Source organism: Streptomyces tendae (assembly GCF_008632955.1).
In the GTDB taxonomy this organism is placed as follows: Bacteria; Actinomycetota; Actinomycetes; order Streptomycetales; family Streptomycetaceae; genus Streptomyces.
Genome location: NZ_CP043959.1, coordinates 5156217 through 5176487 on the forward strand (window position 1 = coordinate 5156217; position 20271 = coordinate 5176487).

Here is a 20271-nt window from a genome sequence, read left to right on the forward strand (position 1 = left end):
CCCGGGCGCCCTCGGCGGATGTACGGCGGGCGGTCAGCCCTTCTTGGCCGACCCGGCCCCGTCCTTGGACTCCTCGGAGTCCGTGGAGGCGCCGGAGTCCGTGGAGGCGCCGGAGTCCTCGGCGGGCGCGTCCGCCCGCTCCTTCGCGGACGGGGTCTCACCCTCCTCGGCGGCGTCGGCCTTCTTGTCGTCGGCCTTCTTCTCCCCGTCGGCCGGTCCGTCGCCGTCGCTCGCGCCGGGCTCGACCGTGTCCTCCCGGCCCGGCCGCTTCCGCGCGGACAGCACGATGTACAGCACCGCGAGCAGGAAGACGAGGATCGAGGTCCAGTTGTTCAGCCGCATGCCGAGGACGTGGTGCGCCTCGTCGACCCGCATGTACTCGATCCAGAAGCGGCCCGCGCAGTACGCGGCGACGTACAGCGCGAAGGCGCGTCCGTGGCCGAGCTTGAAGCGCCGGTCGGCCCAGATCACCAGCAGCGCCACGCCGACGCACCACAGCGACTCGTACAGGAACGTCGGGTGGTACGTGCCCGGCACCCGGCCGTCGGAGGAGGAGGTGATCTCCACCGCCCACGGCACGTCGGTGGCCCGCCCGTACAGCTCCTGGTTGAACCAGTTGCCCCAGCGGCCGATGGCCTGCGCGAGGGCGATGCCGGGGGCGATGGCGTCGGCGTACGCGGGCAGCGGGATGCCGCGGCGGCGGCAGCCGATCCACGCGCCGAGCGCGCCCAGGGCGATGGCGCCCCAGATGCCGAGGCCGCCCTCCCAGATCTTGAAGGCGTCCACCCAGTCACGGCCCTCGCTGAAGTACAGCTGGTAGTCCGTGATCACGTGGTAGAGCCGGCCGCCGATCAGACCGAACGGCACGGCCCAGACAGCGATGTCCGCCACCGTGCCGGCCCGCCCGCCCCGGGCGATCCAGCGCTTGTTGCCGAGCCAGACGGCAACGAAGACGCCGATGATGATGCAGAACGCGTAGCCGCGCAGCGGAACGGGGCCGAGGTACAGCACCCCGCTCGACGGGCTGGGAATGTAGGCAAGTTCCATGGCAGGGTCGACGCTACCGTGCCGGACGGCCCGCGCGGCAGGCGGTCCGGCTACGGCTCCATAACAGGCCCCTCGGAGACACGCCCCTCAGGACTTGTTGGCCTCCTCGACCATCTCCTTCAGCTTCTCGGGCGTCATGGAGCGGTCCTGGTAGATGTTCTTGCCGTCGAACAGCACGGTGGGGGTGCCGCTGAAGCCGCCCTTCTGGAAGGCCTCGTTGGACTTGACCACCCAGCTGTCGTGGGTACCGTCCTCGACGCAGGTGCGGAAGGCGGGGGTGTCGAGTCCGTCCACCTTGCTCGCCAGGTCGAACAGCTTGGCGTCGCTGGAGAAGGCGTCGTCGCTCTCCATCGGCTGGTTCTCGAACAGCACGTCGTGGTACTCGGTGAACTTCCCCGCGTCCTGGGAGCACGCCGCCGCGTTGGCCGCGCTGAGGGAGCCGCTGCCGCCGAGGCCGCCGTCGATCAGCGTGACCAGGTGGTACTCGACCTTCAGTTTGCCCGCCTCGGTCAGCTCGTTCAGCGTGGAGCGGTAGGTCTGCTCGAAGGCCTTGCAGGCGGGGCAGCGGAAGTCCTCCCACACCGTGAGCGTGGCCTTGGCGTCCTCCTTGCCGACGGGGATGGCCAGGCCGTCCTTGCCCTGCGCGCCCGAAGGCGCCACGACGGGACCGGACGCCTTGCTCTCGTCGTCGCCGCCCGAGTTCGCCGCGACGACGCCGATCACGGCCGCGAGCCCCAGGACACACACCACGCTCGCACCCACGATCAGGGTGCGGCGCCGCCTGTCCGCCGCCTTCTGCTTCTCACGCTCGACCGCCAGCCGCTCACGGGCGGTGCGCTTTCCCTCACGGTTCTTCTCGCTCACACCCCGCAGAACGAACCGGGGAGGCGCCCAGCGCCTCCCCGGTCCCAGGTCCACCCGTACGAGGGACCCCACGGCCCGCCTCGCACGGCCGACGGGTCACACCTGCCCGCGCACTCCCCTGGCCAGATCACCGGCGAGGGCCCGGACCGCCTCGACGCCCGCGGCGTCGTCGGGCGCGTCCAGCATCCGCTTGACGAAGGCGGAGCCGACGATCACCCCGTCGGCGAACCGGGCGACCTCGGCGGCCTGCTCCGGGTTCGACACGCCGAGCCCGACGCAGACGGGGGTGTCGGTGGTGGCGCGGGTGCGCCGCACCAGGTCCTCGGCCTGGGAACTGACCGACGCGCGAGTGCCGGTGACACCCATGAGCGATGCGGCGTAGACGAAGCCGCTGCCGGCCGCGGTGATCTCGGCGAGCCGCTCGTCCTTGCTGCTGGGCGCCACCACGAAGACCGTGGCCAGCCCGTGCTTCTCGGCGTGCTCCCGCCACAGCGAGGACTCCTGGACCGGCAGGTCGGGCAGGATGCACCCGGCGCCCCCGGCCTCCGCCAGCTCGGCGGTGAACCGCTCCACGCCGTAGCGGTCGATGGGGTTCCAGTACGTCATGACGAGGATCGGCGCGCCCGTGGCCGCGTGGGCCTCGCGCACCGTGCGCATCACGTCCGCGATCCTCACCCCGCCGCGCAGGGCGATGTCGTCGGCGGTCTGGATGACCGGGCCGTCCAGGACGGGGTCGCTGTGCGGCAGCCCCACCTCGACGACGTCGGCGCCGCCCTCCAGCGCGGCCTTGACCGCCTCGATGCCGCCGTCCACGGTCGGGAACCCGGCCGGGAGGTAGGCGATGAGGGCGGCACGGCCCTCGGCCTTCGCCGCGGCCAGGGTGTCGCTCAGCAACCGCACGTTCCCGCTCACTTGGCGTCCCCCTCGATCTCGGCGGTGCCGGCGGCGTCCTCGCCGACCTCGGCGTCCGTGTCGTACAGCCCGAAGTAGCGGGCCGCGGTGTCCATGTCCTTGTCGCCGCGTCCCGAGAGGTTGACGACGATCAGCCCGTCCTCGCCGAGCTCCCTGCCGACCTCCAGGGCGCCGGCCAGGGCGTGCGCGGACTCGATGGCCGGGATGATGCCCTCGGTGCGCGACAGCAGGCGCAGGGCCTGCATGGCGGCGTCGTCGGTGACGGCCCGGTACTCGCCGCGGCCGCTGTCCTTGAGGTAGGCGTGCTCGGGTCCGATGCCCGGGTAGTCCAGGCCGGCGGAGATCGAGTACGGCTCGGTGATCTGGCCCTCGTCGTCCTGCAGGACGTAGGAACGGGAGCCGTGCAGGATGCCGGGCTCGCCCGCGGTGAGGGTGGCCGCGTGCTCGCCGCTCTCGATGCCGTGTCCGGCGGGCTCGCAGCCGATCAGGCGGACGCCCTCGTCGGGGATGAAGGCGTGGAACAGGCCGATGGCGTTGGAGCCGCCGCCGACGCAGGCGATCGCGGCGTCGGGCAGCCGGCCGGCCTGCTCCAGGAGCTGGCGGCGGGCCTCCACGCCGATGACGCGGTGGAAGTCGCGGACCATGGCCGGGAAGGGGTGCGGGCCGGCGACGGTGCCGAACAGGTAGTGGGTGCGGTCGACGTTGGCGACCCAGTCCCGGAACGCCTCGTTGATGGCGTCCTTCAGGGTGCGGCTGCCGGACTTCACGGCGATGACCTCGGCGCCGAGCATCCGCATCCGGGCCACGTTGAGCGCCTGGCGCCGGGTGTCGATCTCGCCCATGTAGATCGTGCACTCGAGGCCGAACAGGGCACAGGCGGTGGCGGTGGCCACGCCGTGCTGCCCGGCGCCGGTCTCGGCGATGACCCGGGTCTTGCCCATGCGCTTGGTGAGCAGGGCCTGGCCGAGCACATTGTTGATCTTGTGTGAGCCGGTGTGGTTCAGGTCCTCGCGCTTGAGGAAGACGCGGGCGCCCCCGGCGTGCCCGGCGAAGCGGGGTACCTCGGTGAGGGCGCTGGGGCGGCCGGTGTAGTGGGCCAGGAGCTCGTCGAGCTCCCGGGCGAACTCCGGGTCGGCCTTGGCCTTGTCGTACTCGACGGCGACCTCGTCGACCGCCGCGACGAGGGCCTCGGGGATGAACTTGCCGCCGAAGGCGCCGAAGTAGCCCTCGCCGGAGGGGACGTGGCCCTCCGGGTCGGGGATGAAGAAGGTGCTGGGCATGCGTGTACCTCACGGTGAGTGCGATGGAAGACACTGGGCGCCGTGGGGGCGGGGGTGGTTCGTCGACCGCGGGTCGTGCGTGGCCGGTCGCGCGGTTCCCCGCGCCCCTTCCGGGGCGGAGGCCGGCCGTCGGTCACACGCCGAGTGTGGTTGTTCACGTCCACGCGGCGGAGCCGCATGTCGTCAGAGCCCCGCGCCCCTGACGGGGCGCTGCCATCGTCTGCCGTTCACCTGGCCCGGCTCGTCGCCGATGACGTAGCGGACCCTGCGGCCGTGCACCCGGCGGGCGGGGGCACGGCAGCCGCGGGGCCGGCAGCCACGTGCGAGTCGGGAGAGCGTCATCGGGGGTCAGCCTAGCGAGATCTCAGCGGCCGTGGCGCAGGGCGGGGTGTTCGCCCGCCGCCACCAGGTCGGAGACCGCCGTCCTCGGGTCCTTGCCGGTGACCAGGGACTCGCCCACCAGGACGGCGTCGGCACCGGCGTTGGCGTAGGCGATGAGGTCGTGCGGGCCGCGCACGCCGGACTCGGCCACCCGGACGAGGTGGGCGGGGATCTCGGGGGCGACCCGCTCGAAGGTCCCGCGGTCGACCTCGAGGGTCTTGAGGTTGCGCGCGTTGACGCCGATGACCTTGGCGCCGGCGTCGACCGCCCGCTCGACCTCGTCCTCGTCGTGGACCTCGACGAGCGGGGTGAGCCCGATGGACTCGGCGCGCTCGATCAGCGACTCCAGGGCGGACTGCTCCAGGGCGGCCACGATCAGCAGCGCCAGGTCGGCGCCGTAGGCGCGGGCCTCCCAGAGCTGGTACGAGGTGACGATGAAGTCCTTGCGCAGCACCGGGATGTCGACCTTGGCGCGGACGGCCTCCAGGTCGGCCAGCGAGCCGCCGAAGCGGCGCTGTTCGGTGAGGACGGAGATGACGGCGGCGCCGCCCGCCTCGTAGTCGGCGGCGAGGGCGGCCGGGTCGGCGATCGCGGCCAGCGCGCCCTTGGACGGGCTGGAGCGCTTGACCTCGCAGATCACCTTGACGCCGTCGCCGCGCAGGGCGGCCACGCCGTCCTTGGCCGCGGGCGCCTTGGCCGCGCGCTCCTTGAGCTCGTCGAGGCTGACGCGCGCCTGCCGCTCCGCCAGGTCGGCACGGACTCCGTCGATGATCTCGTCGAGCACACTCACGCGAGCGGCCCCCTTCCTGACGGTCGGGCTTGGCTGGTCCCTGCGATGGTATCCGGAGCAGGGCGAATGCCCCGCATCCGGCTGACACGCGGTCCATTACCTGGACGATCACCGCTTGTTCAAGGGTGCAGCCAGCCACCGAACGGCGTGTTCCGGACCACCGTGAAGACCAGCAGCAACGCGCCGCCGACCACACCAGCGCGGGGGGCGGGTCGAGCCGGAAGGGCCTGCCGCGCGCCGTCCGCACCACCAGACGGTCCACAGCACGGCGAAGGCCGCGTAGCCGAGGACGGCGGGGGCGTTGGCCTGGAGCGCGGTCAGCAGGTCGCCGTGGGCGACGGCGTGGGCGCTGCGCAGTCCGCCGCAGCCGGGGCAGTACAGGCCGGTGAGGTGCAGCAGCGGGCAGACCGGGTAGTGGCCGGGCTCGTTGGGGTCGACGGCGGCGACGTAGGCGAAGGTTCCGGCCACGGCGGCGAGCAGGCCGGCGGGACGGCCAGCCGGGCCGCCCGGCCGGGACGCGTGCGTGCTGGGGGCGTTCACGGGTGCATTCTCCCCGGACGCGCCGCGGGGCGGCACCGGCACACGCCGGCCACCGCCCCCGTCGGGGTCTGGTCCGCGGGGCTCAGCCCTGGGCGCGGGCCGGCTCGCGGTCGCCGGTCATCTCGTGCACCGGGTGGTGGCTCTTCGGCTGGCCCATGCCCATCGCGCGCATGACGGCGCCGACGACGCCACCGAGGAGGACGACACCCAGTCCGGCCCAGAAGCCCACGGGCTGGTCCATCACCATGAACGCGCCCGCGGCGCAGAAACCGATGAAGGCGATGATGACACCGGTCCAGGCGGCCGGGGTGTGACCGTGGCTGCTGCCCGCCATTGCTTGCTCCTCGTTGCCGTGTGCGTGGGTGAGCGGGACGCTCGTCCCCATTGTCCCGCACACGCCCGGCCGTCGTGCGCCGGGGGTCGGGCGGGCGGGGGCGCGTGTCCCAGGGCCTGTCCGACCGTTTCCGTCTGCTGCGTGCACGGCGTCGCGCAGCAGACGGAAAGTGTCGGACAGGCCCTACGAGCCGGTCGGGTCCTCGCCCCGGTCGAGGGCCTTCCAGAGGTCCTCGGGGCGGTCCGGGTCGGCCGGGGCGGCCGCCCGGCGGGGGCGGGGGGCGCCACCGCGCTCGTAGCGCCCGGACATGGCGGGCCACAGGCGCCCGTAGCGGAGCGCGAGCAGACCGGCGACCAGCAGCAGCAGTCCGCCGACGGCGGCCACGTACGGCCAGGCGGTGTGCGAGAGGGCGCCGACGGTCGCCGACGTGTCCCCGGACGCCTCGGCGGCCTTCGCGTCGAGCGCCGAGGCGTCGGACGCCCCGAGCAGCGCGGCGGCGACGGTGCCGGCTCCGGAGAGGGCGAGCACCGCGGCGACGGCCAGCCGGCCGGCCCGGCGTACGGCGAAGACGGCGACGAGGGCGGCGAGCCCCACGACGGCGAGGGCGGCGGGCACGCCGGTGACGTCGCTGCCCTTCGCGGTCAGCGGGAACGCGCCGCCGGCCACCGTCGCGGTGCCTTCCGACCACTGCTGCCGGGTGGCGAGCAGGGCCACGGCCGCGCCCAGGGCGCCGCTCAGCAGGGCCACGGCGAGGCTGGTGCGGCCGGCCCGGGCGGGGCCGGCGGGCTCGGAACGGGGGGTAGGTACGGCAGTCACGTCAACCACTATCGCCTGAACCCCAACCGTTACGGCATCCGGGGTGGGGTGGCGGCCGTCACCCCAGCCGGTTCGCGGTGTGGACGGCGCGCAGGACCGCGGCCGCCTTGTTGCGGCACTCGGTGTCCTCGGCGACCGGGTCGGAGTCGGCCACGATGCCCGCGCCGGCCTGCACGTACGCGGTGCCGTCACGCAGCAGCGCGGTGCGGATGGCGATGGCCGTGTCGGAGTCCCCGGCGAAGTCGAGGTAGCCGACGCAGCCGCCGTACAGACCGCGCCGGGAGGGTTCGAGTTCGTCGATGATCTGCAGGGCGCGGGGCTTGGGCGCGCCGGAGAGCGTGCCGGCCGGGAAGCAGGCGGTGAGCACGTCGAAGGCGGTGCGGTCCGGGGCGACCCGGCCGGTGACCGTGGAGACGATGTGCATCACGTGCGAGTACCGCTCGATCGACATGAAGTCGACGACCTCGACGGAGCCGGGTTCGCAGACCCGTCCGAGGTCGTTGCGCCCGAGGTCGACGAGCATCAGGTGCTCGGCGCGCTCCTTGGGGTCGGCGAGCAGGTCGTCGGCGAGCGCCTGGTCCTCCTGGGGGGTGGTGCCGCGGTGCCGGGTGCCGGCGATGGGGTGGACCATGGCCTGCCCGTCCTCGACCTTCACCAGCGCCTCGGGGGACGAGCCGGCCACGTCGAAGCCGTCGAACCGGAACAGGTACATGTACGGCGAGGGGTTGGTGGCCCGCAGCACCCGGTAGACGTCCAGGGCGCTGGCCGTGCAGGGGGTCTCGAACCGCTGGGAGGGGACGACCTGGAAGGCTTCGCCCGCGCGGATGCGTTCCTTCACGTCCTCGACGGCCGCCCGGAAGTCGGGGCCGCCCCACAGGGCGGTGTACTCGGGCAGCTCGGACGGGGGCAGGACCGCCGGGGGCTGCGCCACCGCGCGGGTGAGGTCGGCCTCCATGGCGTCCAGGCGGGCGACGGCGTCGGCGTAGGCCTCGTCGACGCCGGTCTCCAGGTCGTTGTGGTTGATCGCGTTGGCGATCAGCCAGACCGACCCCTCCCAGTGGTCCATCACGGCGAGGTCGCTGGTGAGCAGCATGGTCAGCTCGGGGAGCTTCAGATCGTCCCGCTCGCCGGGGCCGACCTTCTCCAGGCGGCGCACGATGTCGTAGCCGAGGTAGCCGACCATGCCGCCGGTGAAGGGTGGCAGGCCGAGGTCCTGGGCGAGGTCGCGCGGGGTGTGCAGGGTCTGCAGGGTGGCCCGCAGCGCGGCGAGCGGGTCGCCGTCGACGGGCACGCCGACCGGCGGGGTGCCCTCCCAGTGCGCCTGCCCGTCGCGCTCGGTGAGGGTGGCGGCGGACCGGACGCCGACGAAGGAGTACCGGGACCAGGCGCGCCCTCCCCCAGTGCTGAACGCCTGGGAGGTGCCCCCACCGGCGGACTCCAGCAGGAAGGTGCCGGGGCGTTCGGCGGCGAGCTTGCGGTAGAGCGCGACCGGGGTGTCGCCGTCGGCGAGGAGCTTGCGGGTGACCGGGATGACCCGGCGGTCGGTGGCGAGCTTGCGGAACGTCTCGAGGTCCATGGCGGCAGACCCTACTGATCCGCGGCGGGCGCGCCGGTACCGGCGTCCTTCAGCAGGACGTCGGCGTCGAAGCAGGTGCGGTCGCCGGTGTGGCAGGCGGCGCCCACCTGGTCGACCTTGACCAGCACGGTGTCCGCGTCGCAGTCCAGGGCGACCGACTTCACCCACTGGAAGTGTCCGGAGGTGTCGCCCTTGACCCAGTACTCCTGGCGGCTGCGCGACCAGTAGGTGCAGCGGCCGGTGGTGAGGGTGCGGTGCAGCGCCTCGTCGTCCATCCAGCCCAGCATCAGCACCTCTCCGGTGTCGTACTGCTGGGCGATGGCGGGCAGGAGGCCGTCGGGGGTGCGCTTGAGGCGCGCGGCGATCTCCGGGTCGAGGCGGCTGGGCGGAGCGCTGTGGCGCGAAGCGCCTCCTTGAGGGGCGGTGGCCGGGCGGCGGGCGGGCTGGCTGGTCATGGGAACCATTGTGCCGCCCGCCCCCGGTCCCCCTGCGCGGTCGTCCACTGTCCGGACGTGACGGCCCGCCGTAGGCTGGCTGGCATGTCGACCCATGCCAAGCGTGAACGACTCCTCCTGGCCGACCTGCTGGAGACCGCGGGCCCCGAGGCCCCCACCCTCTGCGAGGGCTGGACCACCCGGGACCTGGCCGCCCACGTGGTGGTGCGCGAGCGCCGCCCGGACGCGGCGGGCGGTCTGCTGGTGAAGCAGCTGGCGTCGCGTCTGGAGCGGGTGACGGCGGAGTTCCTGGCGAAGCCGTACGACGAGCTGATCGGGCTGATCCGCACCGGCCCGCCGCGCTTCTCGCCCTTCTCGCTCAAGCAGGTCGACGAGATGTCGAACGTGATCGAGTTCTACGTCCACGCCGAGGACGTGCGCCGGGCCCAGCCGGACTGGACCCCGCGCGAGCTGGACCGGGTGTTCCAGGACGCCCTGTGGTCGCGGCTCGAGCGGTCGGCCCGGCTGATGGGCCGCGGGGTGCCGACCGGCCTGGTGCTGCGCCGCCCGGACGGCCAGACGGCGGTGGCGCGCCGCGGGACGCCGGTGGTGACGGTGACCGGACAGCCGAGCGAGCTGGTGATGTTCGCGTACGGCCGGCAGAGCGCGGCGAAGGTCGAGCTGGACGGCGACGAGAACGCGATCGCCGAGCTGCGCGCCTCGAAACAGCTCGGCATCTGATCCGCTCCGGAAAGGCACAGCTCGTGATCAAGGTCGTCATGACGAGTGTGTACGTCGAGGACGTGGCGAAGGCGCACGCCTTCTACACCCAGGTCCTCGGCTTCGAGACCCGCACCCATGTGGACCCGGGCGGGGGCTCGCCGTTCGTCACCGTGGGGGCACGCGAGGGTGCCCAGCCCGAGCTGGAGCTGCTCCTCGAACCGGGCGACGGGCCGATCGCGGAGCCCTACCGCCGCTCGGTGCGGGAGGCGGGGCTGCCGGCGATCGTGTTCTCGGTGGACGACCTCCGCGCGGAGTTCGAGCGGCTGCGCGGGGAGGGCGTCCACTTCGTGCGGGACCCCGAGAAGCAGGGCCCGGTGCTGACCGCGCTCCTGGACGACACGGTCGGCAACCTGATCCAGCTCACCCAGAAGCTGGGCTGAGTCTCAGCGCACCGGGTGGCCGGCGTCCTTGAGGGTCTGCTTGACCTCGCCGATGCGCAGGTCGCCGAAGTGGAACACCGAGGCGGCCAGGACCGCGTCCGCGCCGGCGGCGACCGCGGGCGGGAAGTCGCCGAGCCGGCCCGCGCCGCCGGAGGCGATGACGGGCACGGTGACGTGCTTGCGGACGGCGGCGATCATTTCCAGGTCGTAGCCGTCCTTGGTGCCGTCGGCGTCCATGGAGTTGAGCAGGATCTCCCCGGCGCCCAGCTCGGCGGCGCGGTGCGCCCACTCCACGGCGTCGATGCCGGTGCCGCGGCGGCCGCCGTGCGTGGTGACCTCGAAGGACCCGCCGTCGGTGCGCCGGGCGTCGACCGAGAGGACGAGCACCTGCCTGCCGAACCGCTCGGCGATCTCACGGATGAGGTCGGGGCGGGCGATGGCGGCCGTGTTGACGCCGACCTTGTCGGCACCGGCGCGCAGCAGCTTGTCGACGTCCTCGGCGGTGCGCACGCCGCCGCCCACGGTGAGCGGGATGAACACCTGCTCGGCGGTGCGGCGGACCACGTCGTAGGTGGTCTCGCGGTTGCCCGAGGAGGCGGTGATGTCGAGGAACGTCAGCTCGTCGGCGCCCTCGGCGTCGTACACCTTGGCCATCTCGACGGGGTCGCCCGCGTCGCGCAGGTTCTGGAAGTTGACGCCCTTGACGACCCGGCCGCCGTCCACGTCCAGGCAGGGGATGACTCGGACCGCCAGGGTCATGAATCCACGGCTCCTCTGAATGCTTCGAGTTCCACTGAGACCAGTACGCGCGAGTCGACGAAGCCCTCGACCACCAGCAGCGTGGTGACCGGGCGGACGGCGTCGAACAGCTCCTTGTGCGCGCGGCAGGCCGCGTCGACGTCCCGCGCGTGGGCGAGGTGGAGGCGGGTGCGGACCACGGACCCCACGCCGAGCCCGAACTCCCCGATCGCCTCCAGCGCGCTGGTGAAGGCCACCTTGGCCTGTTCGTACGGGTCGCCCTCGCCGTACAGGACCTCACCCCGGAACGCGGTGGTGCCCGCCACCATGACGAGGTCGCCCGCCGCCACGGCGCGCGCGGAGCCGAGGGTCTCCTCCCAGGGATTCCCGCTCTGCACTCGCCGCACGGCTTCGGACGTCATCGGGCTGTGTCCTTGTTCAAGACGTGGCCTCCAGTGCCTCTTCCAGGGTGAACGCCTTGGCGTACAGGGCCTTCCCGACGATGGAGCCCTCGACACCGAGCGGGACCAGCTCGGCGATCGCGCGCAGGTCGTCCAGCGAGGACACCCCGCCGGAGGCGACCACGGGGCGGTCGGTGGCGGCGCAGACGTTCCGCAGCAGCTCCAGGCTGGGGCCCTGCAGGGTGCCGTCCTTGGCGATGTCGGTGACGACGTAGCGGGCGCAGCCCTCCTTGTTGAGGCGCTCCAGCGTCTCGTAGAGGTCGCCGCCGTCGCGGGTCCAGCCGCGGCCGCGCAGGGTGGTGCCGCGCACGTCGAGGCCGACGGCGATCTTGTCGCCGTGCTCGGCGATGACCTTGGCGACCCACTCGGGGGTCTCCAGGGCGGCGGTGCCGAGGTTGACGCGGGTGCAGCCGGTGGCGAGGGCGGCGGCGAGGGTGTCGTCGTCGCGGATGCCCCCGGACAGCTCCACCTTGATGTCCATCGCCCCGGTCACCTCCGCGATCAGCGCGCGGTTGTCGCCGGTGCCGAACGCGGCGTCCAGGTCGACCAGGTGCAGCCACTCGGCGCCGGAGCGCTGCCAGGCGAGCGCGGCCTCCAGCGGCGAGCCGTACGAGGTCTCCGTGCCGGACTCGCCGTGCACGAGGCGGACGGCCTGGCCGTCGCGGACGTCGACGGCGGGGAGCAGTTCGAGCTTGGCCATGTCTCTACAGGGTTCCGATCCAGTTGGTGAGGAGCTGGGCACCGGCGTCGCCGGACTTCTCGGGGTGGAACTGGGTGGCCCACAGGGCGCCGTTCTCCACGGCGGCCACGAAGGGCTTGCCGTGGGTGGTCCAGGTGACGAGCGGGGCGCGCATCGCGGGATTCTCCACCTGGAGCGTCCAGTCGTGGACGGCGTAGGAGTGCACGAAGTAGAAGCGCGCGTCCGCGTCCAGGCCGGCGAACAACTCGGAGCCGGCCGGTGCGTCGACGGTGTTCCAGCCCATGTGCGGCACGACGTCGGCCTGGAGCGGTTCGACCGAGCCCGGCCACTCGTCGAGGCCCTCGGCCTCGACGCCGTGCTCGATGCCGCGGGCGAAGAGGATCTGCATGCCGACGCAGATGCCCATCACCGGGCGGCCGCCGGCGAGCCGGCGGTCGACGATCCAGTCGCCGCGGGCCTCCTTGAGGCCCTTCATGCAGGCGGCGAAGGCGCCGACGCCGGGCACCAGCAGGCCGTCGGCGTTCATCGCCTTGTCGAAGTCGCGCGTTATCTCGACGTCGGCCCCGGTGCGCGCGAGGGCGCGCTCGGCGGAGCGAACGTTGCCGAAGCCGTAGTCGAAGACCACGACCTTCTTGGTGGTGCTCAAGGGCTCACACCTCCAGTTGCAGCAGGCCCGTGAAGAGGCACAGCGCGGCGCCCACGGACATCAGCACGATCAGGCTCGTCGGCATCTTCTGCTTGACGAAGGAGATGATCCCGCCGACGAAGAACAGGCCGACGACGATCAGGACGGTGGACAGTCCGTTCATGGTCTACAGGGCGCCCTTCGTGGAGGGCAGGATGCCGGCCGCGCGCGGGTCGCGCTCGGACGCGTAACGCAGGGCCCGGGCGAGGGCCTTGAACTGGCACTCCACGATGTGGTGGGCGTTGCGCCCGTAGGGCACGTGCACGTGCAGCGCGATCTGCGCCTGGGCGACGAAGGACTCCAGGATGTGCCGGGTCATCGTCACGTCGTACTCGCCGATCATCGGCGCCATGTTCTCGGGCTCGGTGTGCACGAGGTAGGGGCGGCCGGACAGGTCGACGGTGACCTGGGCGAGGGACTCGTCCAGCGGGACCGTGCAGTTGCCGAAGCGGTAGATGCCCACCTTGTCGCCCAGCGCCTGCTTGAAGGCGGCGCCGAGCGCGAGGGCGGTGTCCTCGATGGTGTGGTGGGAGTCGATGTGCAGGTCGCCCTCGGTCTTCACGGTCAGGTCGAACAGACCGTGCCGGCCGAGCTGGTCGAGCATGTGGTCGTAGAAGCCGACCCCGGTGGAGATCTCCGTCCTTCCGGTCCCGTCGAGTTCGATCTCGACGAGGACGGACGTCTCCTTGGTCGTGCGTTCCACGCGTCCTACGCGGCTCATGTGCTCTGCTCCTTCTTGACTTCACGTACCGCGTCGAGGAACGCGTCGTTCTCCTCCGGGGTGCCGGCGGTGACCCGCAGCCATCCCGGTACGCCGTTGTCCCGGACCAGGACGCCCCGGTCGAGGATCTTCCGCCAGGTCTCGTGGGAGTCCGCGAACCGCCCGAACTGGACGAAGTTGGCGTCGGACTCGGTCACCTCGAAGCCGATGGCCCGCAGTTCGGCGACCAGGCGGTCCCGCTCGGTCTTCAGCTGCTCGACGTAGCCGAGCAGCGTGTCGGTGTGCTCCAGGGCGGCCAGCGCGGTCGCCTGGGTGACCGCCGACAGGTGGTACGGCAGCCGCACCAGCTGGACGGCGTCGACGACGGCCGGGTGCGCGGCGAGGTAGCCCAGGCGCAGGCCCGCCGCGCCGAACGCCTTGGACATGGTGCGGGAGATCACCAGGTTGGGGCGTCCGTCGAGCAGCGGGAGCAGCGAGTCGCCGTGGCTGAACTCGATGTACGCCTCGTCCACGACGACCATGGACGACTTCGCCGCCTGGGCGGCCTCGTACAGGGCGAGGACCGTCCCGGCCGGGACCGCGTTGCCGGTGGGGTTGTTGGGGGTGGTGACGAAGACGACGTCCGGGCGGTGCTCCGCGATCGCCTTCTCGGCGGCGGGCACGTCGATGGTGAAGTCCTCGTGGCGCGGCCCGGAGATCCAGCCGGTGCCGGTGCCGCGCGAGATGAGCCCGTGCATCGAGTACGACGGTTCGAAGCCGATCGCGGTGCGGCCCGGGCCGCCGAAGGTCTGCAGCAGCTGCTGGAGGACCTCGTTGGAGCCGTTGGCGGCCCACACGTTCTCCAGGGCGACCGGGTGGCCGGTCGTCCTGCTGAGGTATTCGGCCAGCCTGGTGCGCAGCTCGACCGCGTCCCGGTCGGGGTAGCGGTTGAGGGTGCGGGCGGCCTCGCGGACCCGCTCGGCGATCCGCTCGACCAGCGGCTCGGGCAGCGGGTAGGGGTTCTCGTTGGTGTTCAGCCGTACGGGGACGTCCAGCTGGGGCGCGCCGTAGGGGGACTTGCCGCGCAGCTCGTCCCGTACGGGGAGATCGTCGATGCTCACGTCGCTCACTTGTTCTCGGGCACCTTCCAGCCGAACCTGGCCTTGATCGCCGCGCCGTGCGCGGGCAGGTCCTCCGCCTCCGCCAGCGTCACCACGGTGTGCGCGACCTCGGCCAGCGCGTCCTCGGTGTAGTCGACGATGTGGATGCCGCGCAGGAAGGACTGGACGGACAGGCCGGAGGAGTGGCAGGCGCAGCCGCCGGTGGGCAGCACGTGGTTGGAGCCGGCCGCGTAGTCTCCGAGGGAGACCGGGGACCAGGGGCCGACGAAGACCGCGCCCGCGTTGCGCACCCGGTCGGCGACCGCGGCGGCGTCGGCGGTCTGGATCTCCAGGTGCTCGGCGCCGTAGGCGTCGACCACCCGCAGGCCCTCCTCGACGCCGTCGACCAGGACGATCGCGGACTGGCGGCCGGCGAGGGCCGGGGCGATCCGCTCGTCGACGTGCTTGCTGGCCTCGACCTGCGGCTTCAGTTCCTTCTCGACCGCGTCCGCGAGGTCCGCCGAGTCGGTGACCAGGACGGCGGCGGCCAGCGGGTCGTGCTCGGCCTGGCTGATCAGGTCGGAGGCGACGTGCACCGGGTCGGCCGTGGAGTCCGCGAGGATCGCGATCTCGGTCGGGCCGGCCTCGGCGTCGATGCCGATCTTCCCGGTGAAGTGGCGCTTGGCGGCGGCGACCCAGATGTTGCCGGGGCCGGTGACCATGTTGGCGGGCGGGCAGGACTCGGTGCCGTACGCGAACATCGCGACGGCGGTGGCGCCGCCGGCCGCGTACACCTCGTCCACGCCGAGCAGGGCGCAGGCGGCGAGGATGGTCGGGTGCGGCAGGCCGCCGAACTCGGCCTGGGCCGGGGAGGCGAGCGCGATCGACGGGACACCGGCCTCCTGGGCGGGCACCGCGTTCATGATCACGGAGGACGGGTAGACGGACCGGCCGCCGGGCGCGTACAGCCCGACGCGGTCGACCGGGACCCACTTCTCGGTGACCGTGCCGCCCGGCACGACCTGCGTGGTGTGGGTGGTGCGGCGCTGCGCGCGGTGGACGAGGCGGGCGCGCCGGATGGACTCCCCCAGGGCCGCGCGCACGGCCGGGTCGAGCTCCTCCAGCGCGCGCTTCAGCGCGTCGGCCGGGACCCGGACCTGCTCCAGCTTCACGCCGTCGAAGCGCTCGGCGAAGTCGATCAGCGCCGCGTCGCCCCGATGGCGCACGTCCTCGCAGATGGGCCGCACCTTCTCCAGGGCGGCCGCGACGTCGAAGTCGGCACGGGGCAGCAGGTCGCGCAGGGCGGGGCCCTCGGGGAGGGCGTCGCCGCGCAGGTCGATTCGCGAGATCACGTGCTCAATTCTCTCAGACCCGTCACGCAGGGCGTCCGCCTGTTCCAGTGGCTGATACGTCACCTTCCCGGTGACCGTCCGCGCTCGTTTTCGAGATCCTCTTCACTTTCCGTGTTCAACGCGTCACCGTACCGGGCATGAACGGCTGTACGAAGCGATGAACCGGTGAGTAATGAGGAGGAGGGGAGTGCCGTGGCCGAGGGGGTGGGACCGCGTGGCGGTGAGCCGCCGGAGGACCTGACCGCCGCGGAGGCCGGGATGTGGCAGGCCTTCCGCAACGGCAGCGTGTACGACCTGAGCAGCGGTGACACGGTGGTCGACGATCCGCACGGGGGACACCCCTGGGGGCCGGAGCGCACCGTGCGGGCACGGATCGTGTGCTGGCTGTTGCTGGACGGTCCGCCCGCGCTGGCCGGCCGGGTCTCCTCGCTGAAGCTGGTCGGGGTGCGCATCAGCGGCCCGCTGGACCTGGCAGGCGGCACGGTCGTGCCGTACGTGGAGATGCGCGGCTGCCGCTTCGAACAGGACGTGCTGCTGCCGGAGGCCCGCTTCACCACCATGCGGATGGTGGACTGCTCCATACCCCGTCTGGAGGCCGCCCGGCTGCACACCGAGGGCGATCTGCATCTGCCACGCTGCCGGTTCCTCGGCGGCATACGCCTGACCGACGCCCGGATCGGCACGGACCTCATGCTCAACCAGGCGGTCCTGCACCGGGACCGCAGCGACCGTTCCCTGGCGGCGGACGGGATGAGCGTCGGTCAGGACCTCCAGGCGGAGATGCTGGAGTCGCACGGCGAGCTGAGCCTGCGCGGCGCGACCATCGGCGTGTCCCTGAGCCTGCGCGGCGCCCGGCTGGTCAACCCGTACACCCGGCTCGCGCTGAACGCGCCGCAGCTGACCGTGGAGCGCTCGCTGTACCTGACGCCGGCCGGGGTGGGCGCGCAGGCCCGCAGCGGCATGACCCCGGCCCAGGGCACGCGCATCCAGCGGTTCGAGTGCGAGGGCGGGGTGCGGCTGGACGACGGGCGGTTCGGGGACGCGGTCGACTTCGAGGGGGCCTCGTTCTCCCTCACCGACGAGCAGGAGCTGTCGCTGCGCCGGGTGCAGACGCCGGAGCTGCGGTTCCTCGGGGAGCGGCCGCGGCGCGGCCGGGTGGTGCTGTCCGGCGCGAAGGTCGTCAACCTGATGGACCGGGCGGACAGCTGGCCCGGCCCGGGCCGTCTGCACATGGGCGGGTTCACCTACGAGAACCTGGTGCCACGCGGCCCGTTCCCGCTGGCGCTGCGGCTGCGCTGGGTGGACGCGGCGAGCGCCGAGTACAACCCGGAGCCGTACGAGCGGCTGGCCGCCGTGCTGCGGGAGAGCGGGGCGGACGAGGACGCTCGCGAGGTGCTGCTCGCCAAGCAGCGCCGGCGCCGGGAGAGCCTGCCGCTCGCGGCCAAGCTGTGGGGCTACGCGCAGGACTGGACGGTCGCCTACGGGTACCGGCCGGGCCGGGCGGCGGTGTGGATGGCGGTGCTGTGGGCGGCCGGTTCGCTGGCCTTCGCGCGCGCGGACCATCCGCCGCTCAAGGCCGGGGAGCACCCGGCCTGGAACCCGGCGCTGTTCGCGCTGGACCTGCTGCTGCCGGTGATCGACCTGGGGCAGGCGGGCTTCTGGCAGCTGCGCGGCGGCTGGCAGTGGCTCTCGGTGGCGTTCATCCTGCTGGGCTGGGTCCTGGCGACAACGGTGGCAGCGGGTGCGACCCGCACGCTGCGGCGTACGTAAGCCCTCACCCCCGGGGCGTGGGGCCACATTGCAACCGGAGATGTGTGCGACAGGTGATGGCCGTGAGGCCCGAGGCACCTGCGGAGCCCTTCGCTTTTTACCGGCCCTTGACCGACCCCCGTACAACTTTCGGCAACTTCCGCGTGGGGTCTGGCGCGCCCGTGACCTGCGGTCTTTCAATGGTCGGCACCATGGCTCTGCTGCACGCGTTCACCCGCACTTCCCGGGGGCGAGAAAAGCGGACGGGCGCCACGTCCCCCGTCCCCGTCGTGCTGCCCGCCGACGACGAGGTACTCCTCGACGTACCGGACGACGCCCTGGGCGGCGCGCTGGTGGGGGCCGCCGCCGGTGACCACGCGCCCGCCGCCGACCTGCTCGCCGCCACCCGGCACCGGGCCGCCTGGGAGCACCGCGACCGCTACGTGCGCCGCCTCGCGTCCTTCGCCCGGTCGCGCCCCGAGTGGCTGGACACCTGGCGCGCCCGCGTCCCGCACGACCCGGACGCGCTGCTGCTGGACGCGCAGCGGGCGGTGGACCGGGCCTGGGACTCACCGGCCCGGACGGAGCTGCTGCGCGAGGTGAGCCCGCTGATCACCGCCGCCGCCCGGGCGGACCACCGCGACCCGGTGCCGTGGCGGCTGGCCCTGGACCACGCGCGCGGCGCGCACGCCGGCCACACCTATTTCGAGGAGCTGTGGGAGGCGGCGGTGCGCCGCGCCCCGCACCACCACGGCTGCCATGTGGCGGCCCTGCGCTACCTGGCGTCCTCCTGGCACGGCTCGCACCGCGAGTGCTTCGACTTCGCGGACCTGGCCGCGCAGGACGCGCCGGAGGGCTCGCTCACCCAGGCCCTGCCGCTGCGGGCGGCGTACGGCTATCTGACGGACGGCTGCGGTCCCGCCGTCGGACGGGAACGGCTGGAAGCCGCCGCCGACCGGGCCCTCGTCCTGTCCGCCCGGCTGCCGGCGGTCCGGCCCTGGCCGGCCGAGGTACGCAATCTGCTGACCTACGTCCTGATCCGCCTGGAGCGCTGGCAGGACGCCCTGGAACAGCTGCGGCTGACCGGCCCGTACGCCACGTCGTTCCCCTGGGACCGGGACGGGGAGGACCCGCTCGGGCGGTTCCTGGAGGTGCGGCAGGAGGTCCTCGGCGCGCTCGCGCCGGGCGCCGCGACGGCCGGAACGCAGGGCCCCTTCCCCGCCTCCGGGCGTCCGGGCGGCGGACGGCGCGGACGGCCCGGCCCCGGCGGCCATTAGGCTTTTGCGTCGTGACCACCGTCCGGCTTCCGCTCTTCCCCCTGAACACGGTGCTGTTCCCGGGGCTCGTGCTCCCGCTCAACGTCTTCGAGGAGCGCTATCGCGCCATGATGCGTGAGCTGTTGAAGACCCCGGAGGACGAGCCACGGCGCTTCGCCGTGGTCGCGATCCGGGACGGCCACGAGGTGGCACCGAGCGCCCTCGGCCTGCCCGACCCCACCGCCGTGTCCGACCGGGGCCCCGCGGCCGGCTTCGGCGCCGACCCGCTGCGCGCCTTCCACAAGACGGGCTGCATCGCCGACGCGGCGACGGTCCGGGAACGGCCCGACGGCACCTTCGAGGTGCTGGCGACCGGCACGACCCGGGTGCGGCTGCTGTCGGTCGACGCCTCGGGCCCGTTCCTCACGGCCGAGCTGGAGCCGCTGGAGGAAGACCCCGGCGAGGAGGCGGGGGCGCTGGCGGAGGGGGTGCTGCGGGCGTTCCGGCAGTACCAGAAGCGGCTGGCTGGGGCACGGGAGCGGTCGCTGGCCACGGACACGGACCTGCCCGACGAGCCCGGTGTGGTCTCGTACCTGGTCGCCGCCGCGATGATGCTGGACACGCCGACCCGGCAGCGTCTGCTGCAGGCGCCGGACACCGCGTCCCGCCTGCGTGACGAGCTGAAACTCCTTCGCACCGAGACGGCGATCATCCGTAGTCTTCCGTCGTTGCCCGCGTCGGAGCTGACGCGCGGCCCGACGAGTCTCAACTGACGCTTTCGGAGCGACGACCGGCATGGCGAAGAAGTCCAAGAAGCAGCAGTCCGGCGGGACGCCCGCCACGGTGGCGCTCACCGCCGCCGGGGTGCCCTTCACGGTGCACTCCTACGACCACGACCCCTCCCACCCGAGCTACGGCGAGGAGGCGGCCGAGGCGATGGGCGTGTCGCCCGACCGGGTCTTCAAGACGCTGGTGGCGGACGTGGACGGCACCCTCACGGTGGCGGTGGTGCCGGTGGCGGGCCAGCTGGACCTCAAGGCGCTGGCCTCGGCGGCCGGCGGCAAGCGGGCGGCGATGGCCGACCCGGCCCTGGCGGAGCGCACCACCGGGTACGTGCGGGGAGGGATCTCCCCGCTGGGCCAGCGCAAGAAGCTGCCGACGGTGCTGGACGCGTCGGCGGACCGCCACGCGACGATCTGCGTCTCGGCGGGCCGTCGCGGCCTGGAGGTCGAACTCGCCCCGGCCGACCTGGCCGCACTGACCTCGGCGACCCTGGCACCGATCGGCCGGGAGTAGCCCCCGACCGCTGCCCGGACGCGGCCTGTTCCGGGGGTCGACGGGTGTCGGGGCGTTCGGTAGGTACCGAGGTATGTCGAAGCGGACGCGCAAACGC

The 20271-nt window shown here is 72.9% G+C and carries 24 protein-coding genes and 1 pseudogene; 6 read left to right on the top strand and 19 right to left on the bottom strand.

Annotated elements, in window-relative coordinates:
- Positions 1 to 33: 33 nt before the first annotated feature.
- From lgt to hisI, 11 genes and pseudogenes are all read right to left on the bottom strand, one after another.
- A complete protein-coding gene (gene lgt, locus F3L20_RS23735) occupies positions 34 to 1047 on the bottom strand; it encodes a prolipoprotein diacylglyceryl transferase (RefSeq protein WP_150156082.1) in 1014 nt (337 codons plus the stop codon).
- Between the two features lie 87 nt (positions 1048 to 1134).
- Positions 1135 to 1911: a thioredoxin domain-containing protein gene (locus F3L20_RS23740; protein ID WP_167534590.1), complete on the bottom strand. Its 777-nt coding sequence runs from the start codon at positions 1909 to 1911 to the stop codon at positions 1135 to 1137.
- Between the two features lie 96 nt (positions 1912 to 2007).
- Positions 2008 to 2823 (bottom strand): tryptophan synthase subunit alpha, encoded by an 816-nt coding sequence (gene trpA, locus F3L20_RS23745; protein ID WP_145825256.1) that lies wholly within the window; start codon positions 2821 to 2823, stop codon positions 2008 to 2010.
- Positions 2820 to 4103, bottom strand: a complete 1284-nt coding sequence (gene trpB / locus F3L20_RS23750; RefSeq protein ID WP_150156083.1) for a tryptophan synthase subunit beta — start codon at positions 4101 to 4103, stop codon at positions 2820 to 2822. The genes trpA and trpB overlap by 4 nt, the downstream gene beginning before the upstream one ends.
- A 183-nt stretch (positions 4104 to 4286) precedes the next feature.
- Positions 4287 to 4445, bottom strand: a complete 159-nt coding sequence (gene trpM, locus F3L20_RS23755; protein ID WP_145825258.1) for a tryptophan biosynthesis modulator TrpM — start codon at positions 4443 to 4445, stop codon at positions 4287 to 4289.
- Positions 4446 to 4467: 22 nt separating this feature from the next.
- A complete protein-coding gene (trpC, locus tag F3L20_RS23760; RefSeq protein ID WP_145825259.1) occupies positions 4468 to 5274 on the bottom strand; it encodes an indole-3-glycerol phosphate synthase TrpC in 807 nt (268 codons plus the stop codon).
- 119 nt (positions 5275 to 5393) lie between these two features.
- A pseudogene (locus tag F3L20_RS23765) lies at positions 5394 to 5814 on the bottom strand (DUF2752 domain-containing protein).
- Between the two features lie 82 nt (positions 5815 to 5896).
- Positions 5897 to 6148: an HGxxPAAW family protein gene (locus tag F3L20_RS23770; RefSeq protein ID WP_150156084.1), complete on the bottom strand. Its 252-nt coding sequence runs from the start codon at positions 6146 to 6148 to the stop codon at positions 5897 to 5899.
- A gap of 183 nt (positions 6149 to 6331) precedes the next feature.
- Complete coding sequence (locus F3L20_RS23775) at positions 6332 to 6973, bottom strand: TIGR02234 family membrane protein (protein WP_150156085.1); 642 nt, start codon at positions 6971 to 6973, stop codon at positions 6332 to 6334.
- 49 nt (positions 6974 to 7022) lie between these two features.
- Positions 7023 to 8540: an anthranilate synthase component I gene (locus F3L20_RS23780; RefSeq protein WP_150156086.1), complete on the bottom strand. Its 1518-nt coding sequence runs from the start codon at positions 8538 to 8540 to the stop codon at positions 7023 to 7025.
- Positions 8541 to 8551: 11 nt separating this feature from the next.
- Complete coding sequence (hisI, locus tag F3L20_RS23785) at positions 8552 to 8995, bottom strand: phosphoribosyl-AMP cyclohydrolase (RefSeq protein ID WP_145825264.1); 444 nt, start codon at positions 8993 to 8995, stop codon at positions 8552 to 8554.
- Positions 8996 to 9079: 84 nt separating this feature from the next.
- Between hisI and F3L20_RS23790 the strand changes: the two genes are divergently transcribed.
- The gene (locus F3L20_RS23790) at positions 9080 to 9715 is read left to right on the top strand and encodes a TIGR03085 family metal-binding protein (RefSeq protein ID WP_150156087.1); all 636 of its coding nucleotides are present in this window, start codon (positions 9080 to 9082) and stop codon (positions 9713 to 9715) included.
- Positions 9716 to 9738: 23 nt separating this feature from the next.
- Complete coding sequence (locus F3L20_RS23795) at positions 9739 to 10137, top strand: VOC family protein (protein ID WP_150156088.1); 399 nt, start codon at positions 9739 to 9741, stop codon at positions 10135 to 10137.
- 3 nt (positions 10138 to 10140) lie between these two features.
- Here F3L20_RS23795 and hisF read toward each other — a convergent pair whose 3' ends face one another.
- Genes hisF through hisD form a run of 8 tightly spaced genes read right to left on the bottom strand, consistent with a single transcriptional unit; the run spans position 10141 to position 15873 of the window.
- Positions 10141 to 10896, bottom strand: coding sequence for an imidazole glycerol phosphate synthase subunit HisF (hisF, locus tag F3L20_RS23800; RefSeq protein WP_145825267.1), 756 nt, complete (start codon positions 10894 to 10896; stop codon positions 10141 to 10143).
- Positions 10893 to 11297 carry a Rid family hydrolase gene (locus tag F3L20_RS23805; RefSeq protein WP_145825268.1) on the bottom strand — a complete coding sequence of 135 codons (405 nt, stop codon included), beginning with the start codon at positions 11295 to 11297 and terminating at the stop codon, positions 10893 to 10895. The genes hisF and F3L20_RS23805 overlap by 4 nt, the downstream gene beginning before the upstream one ends.
- A gap of 16 nt (positions 11298 to 11313) precedes the next feature.
- Positions 11314 to 12036 carry a bifunctional 1-(5-phosphoribosyl)-5-((5-phosphoribosylamino)methylideneamino)imidazole-4-carboxamide isomerase/phosphoribosylanthranilate isomerase PriA gene (gene priA, locus F3L20_RS23810; RefSeq protein WP_150156089.1) on the bottom strand — a complete coding sequence of 241 codons (723 nt, stop codon included), beginning with the start codon at positions 12034 to 12036 and terminating at the stop codon, positions 11314 to 11316.
- 4 nt (positions 12037 to 12040) lie between these two features.
- Entirely contained in the window at positions 12041 to 12682 is a 642-nt protein-coding gene (hisH, locus tag F3L20_RS23815) for an imidazole glycerol phosphate synthase subunit HisH (RefSeq protein WP_145825270.1), read from the bottom strand.
- Between the two features lie 4 nt (positions 12683 to 12686).
- On the bottom strand, positions 12687 to 12845 hold the full coding sequence (locus F3L20_RS34090) for a hypothetical protein (RefSeq protein WP_167534591.1): 159 nt from the start codon (positions 12843 to 12845) through the stop codon (positions 12687 to 12689).
- Between the two features lie 3 nt (positions 12846 to 12848).
- A complete protein-coding gene (gene hisB, locus F3L20_RS23820; protein WP_150156090.1) occupies positions 12849 to 13442 on the bottom strand; it encodes an imidazoleglycerol-phosphate dehydratase HisB in 594 nt (197 codons plus the stop codon).
- On the bottom strand, positions 13439 to 14551 hold the full coding sequence (locus F3L20_RS23825; RefSeq protein ID WP_150156091.1) for a histidinol-phosphate transaminase: 1113 nt from the start codon (positions 14549 to 14551) through the stop codon (positions 13439 to 13441). The genes hisB and F3L20_RS23825 overlap by 4 nt, the downstream gene beginning before the upstream one ends.
- Positions 14548 to 15873, bottom strand: a complete 1326-nt coding sequence (gene hisD, locus F3L20_RS23830; RefSeq protein ID WP_150156092.1) for a histidinol dehydrogenase — start codon at positions 15871 to 15873, stop codon at positions 14548 to 14550. Before hisD ends, F3L20_RS23825 begins: the two co-directional genes overlap by 4 nt.
- Before the next feature lie 192 nt (positions 15874 to 16065).
- Here hisD and F3L20_RS23835 point away from each other — a divergent pair, with 192 nt between their 5' ends.
- The 4 genes from F3L20_RS23835 (at position 16066) to ybaK (ending at position 20174) form a co-directional block, all read left to right on the top strand.
- Entirely contained in the window at positions 16066 to 17643 is a 1578-nt protein-coding gene (locus F3L20_RS23835) for an oxidoreductase (RefSeq protein WP_150156093.1), read from the top strand.
- A 179-nt stretch (positions 17644 to 17822) separates the two neighbouring features.
- Positions 17823 to 18899: a hypothetical protein gene (locus tag F3L20_RS23840; RefSeq protein ID WP_150156094.1), complete on the top strand. Its 1077-nt coding sequence runs from the start codon at positions 17823 to 17825 to the stop codon at positions 18897 to 18899.
- Between the two features lie 11 nt (positions 18900 to 18910).
- A complete protein-coding gene (locus F3L20_RS23845; RefSeq protein ID WP_150156095.1) occupies positions 18911 to 19651 on the top strand; it encodes an LON peptidase substrate-binding domain-containing protein in 741 nt (246 codons plus the stop codon).
- Between the two features lie 22 nt (positions 19652 to 19673).
- Complete coding sequence (ybaK, locus tag F3L20_RS23850; RefSeq protein WP_150156096.1) at positions 19674 to 20174, top strand: Cys-tRNA(Pro) deacylase; 501 nt, start codon at positions 19674 to 19676, stop codon at positions 20172 to 20174.
- Positions 20175 to 20271: the final 97 nt, after the last annotated feature.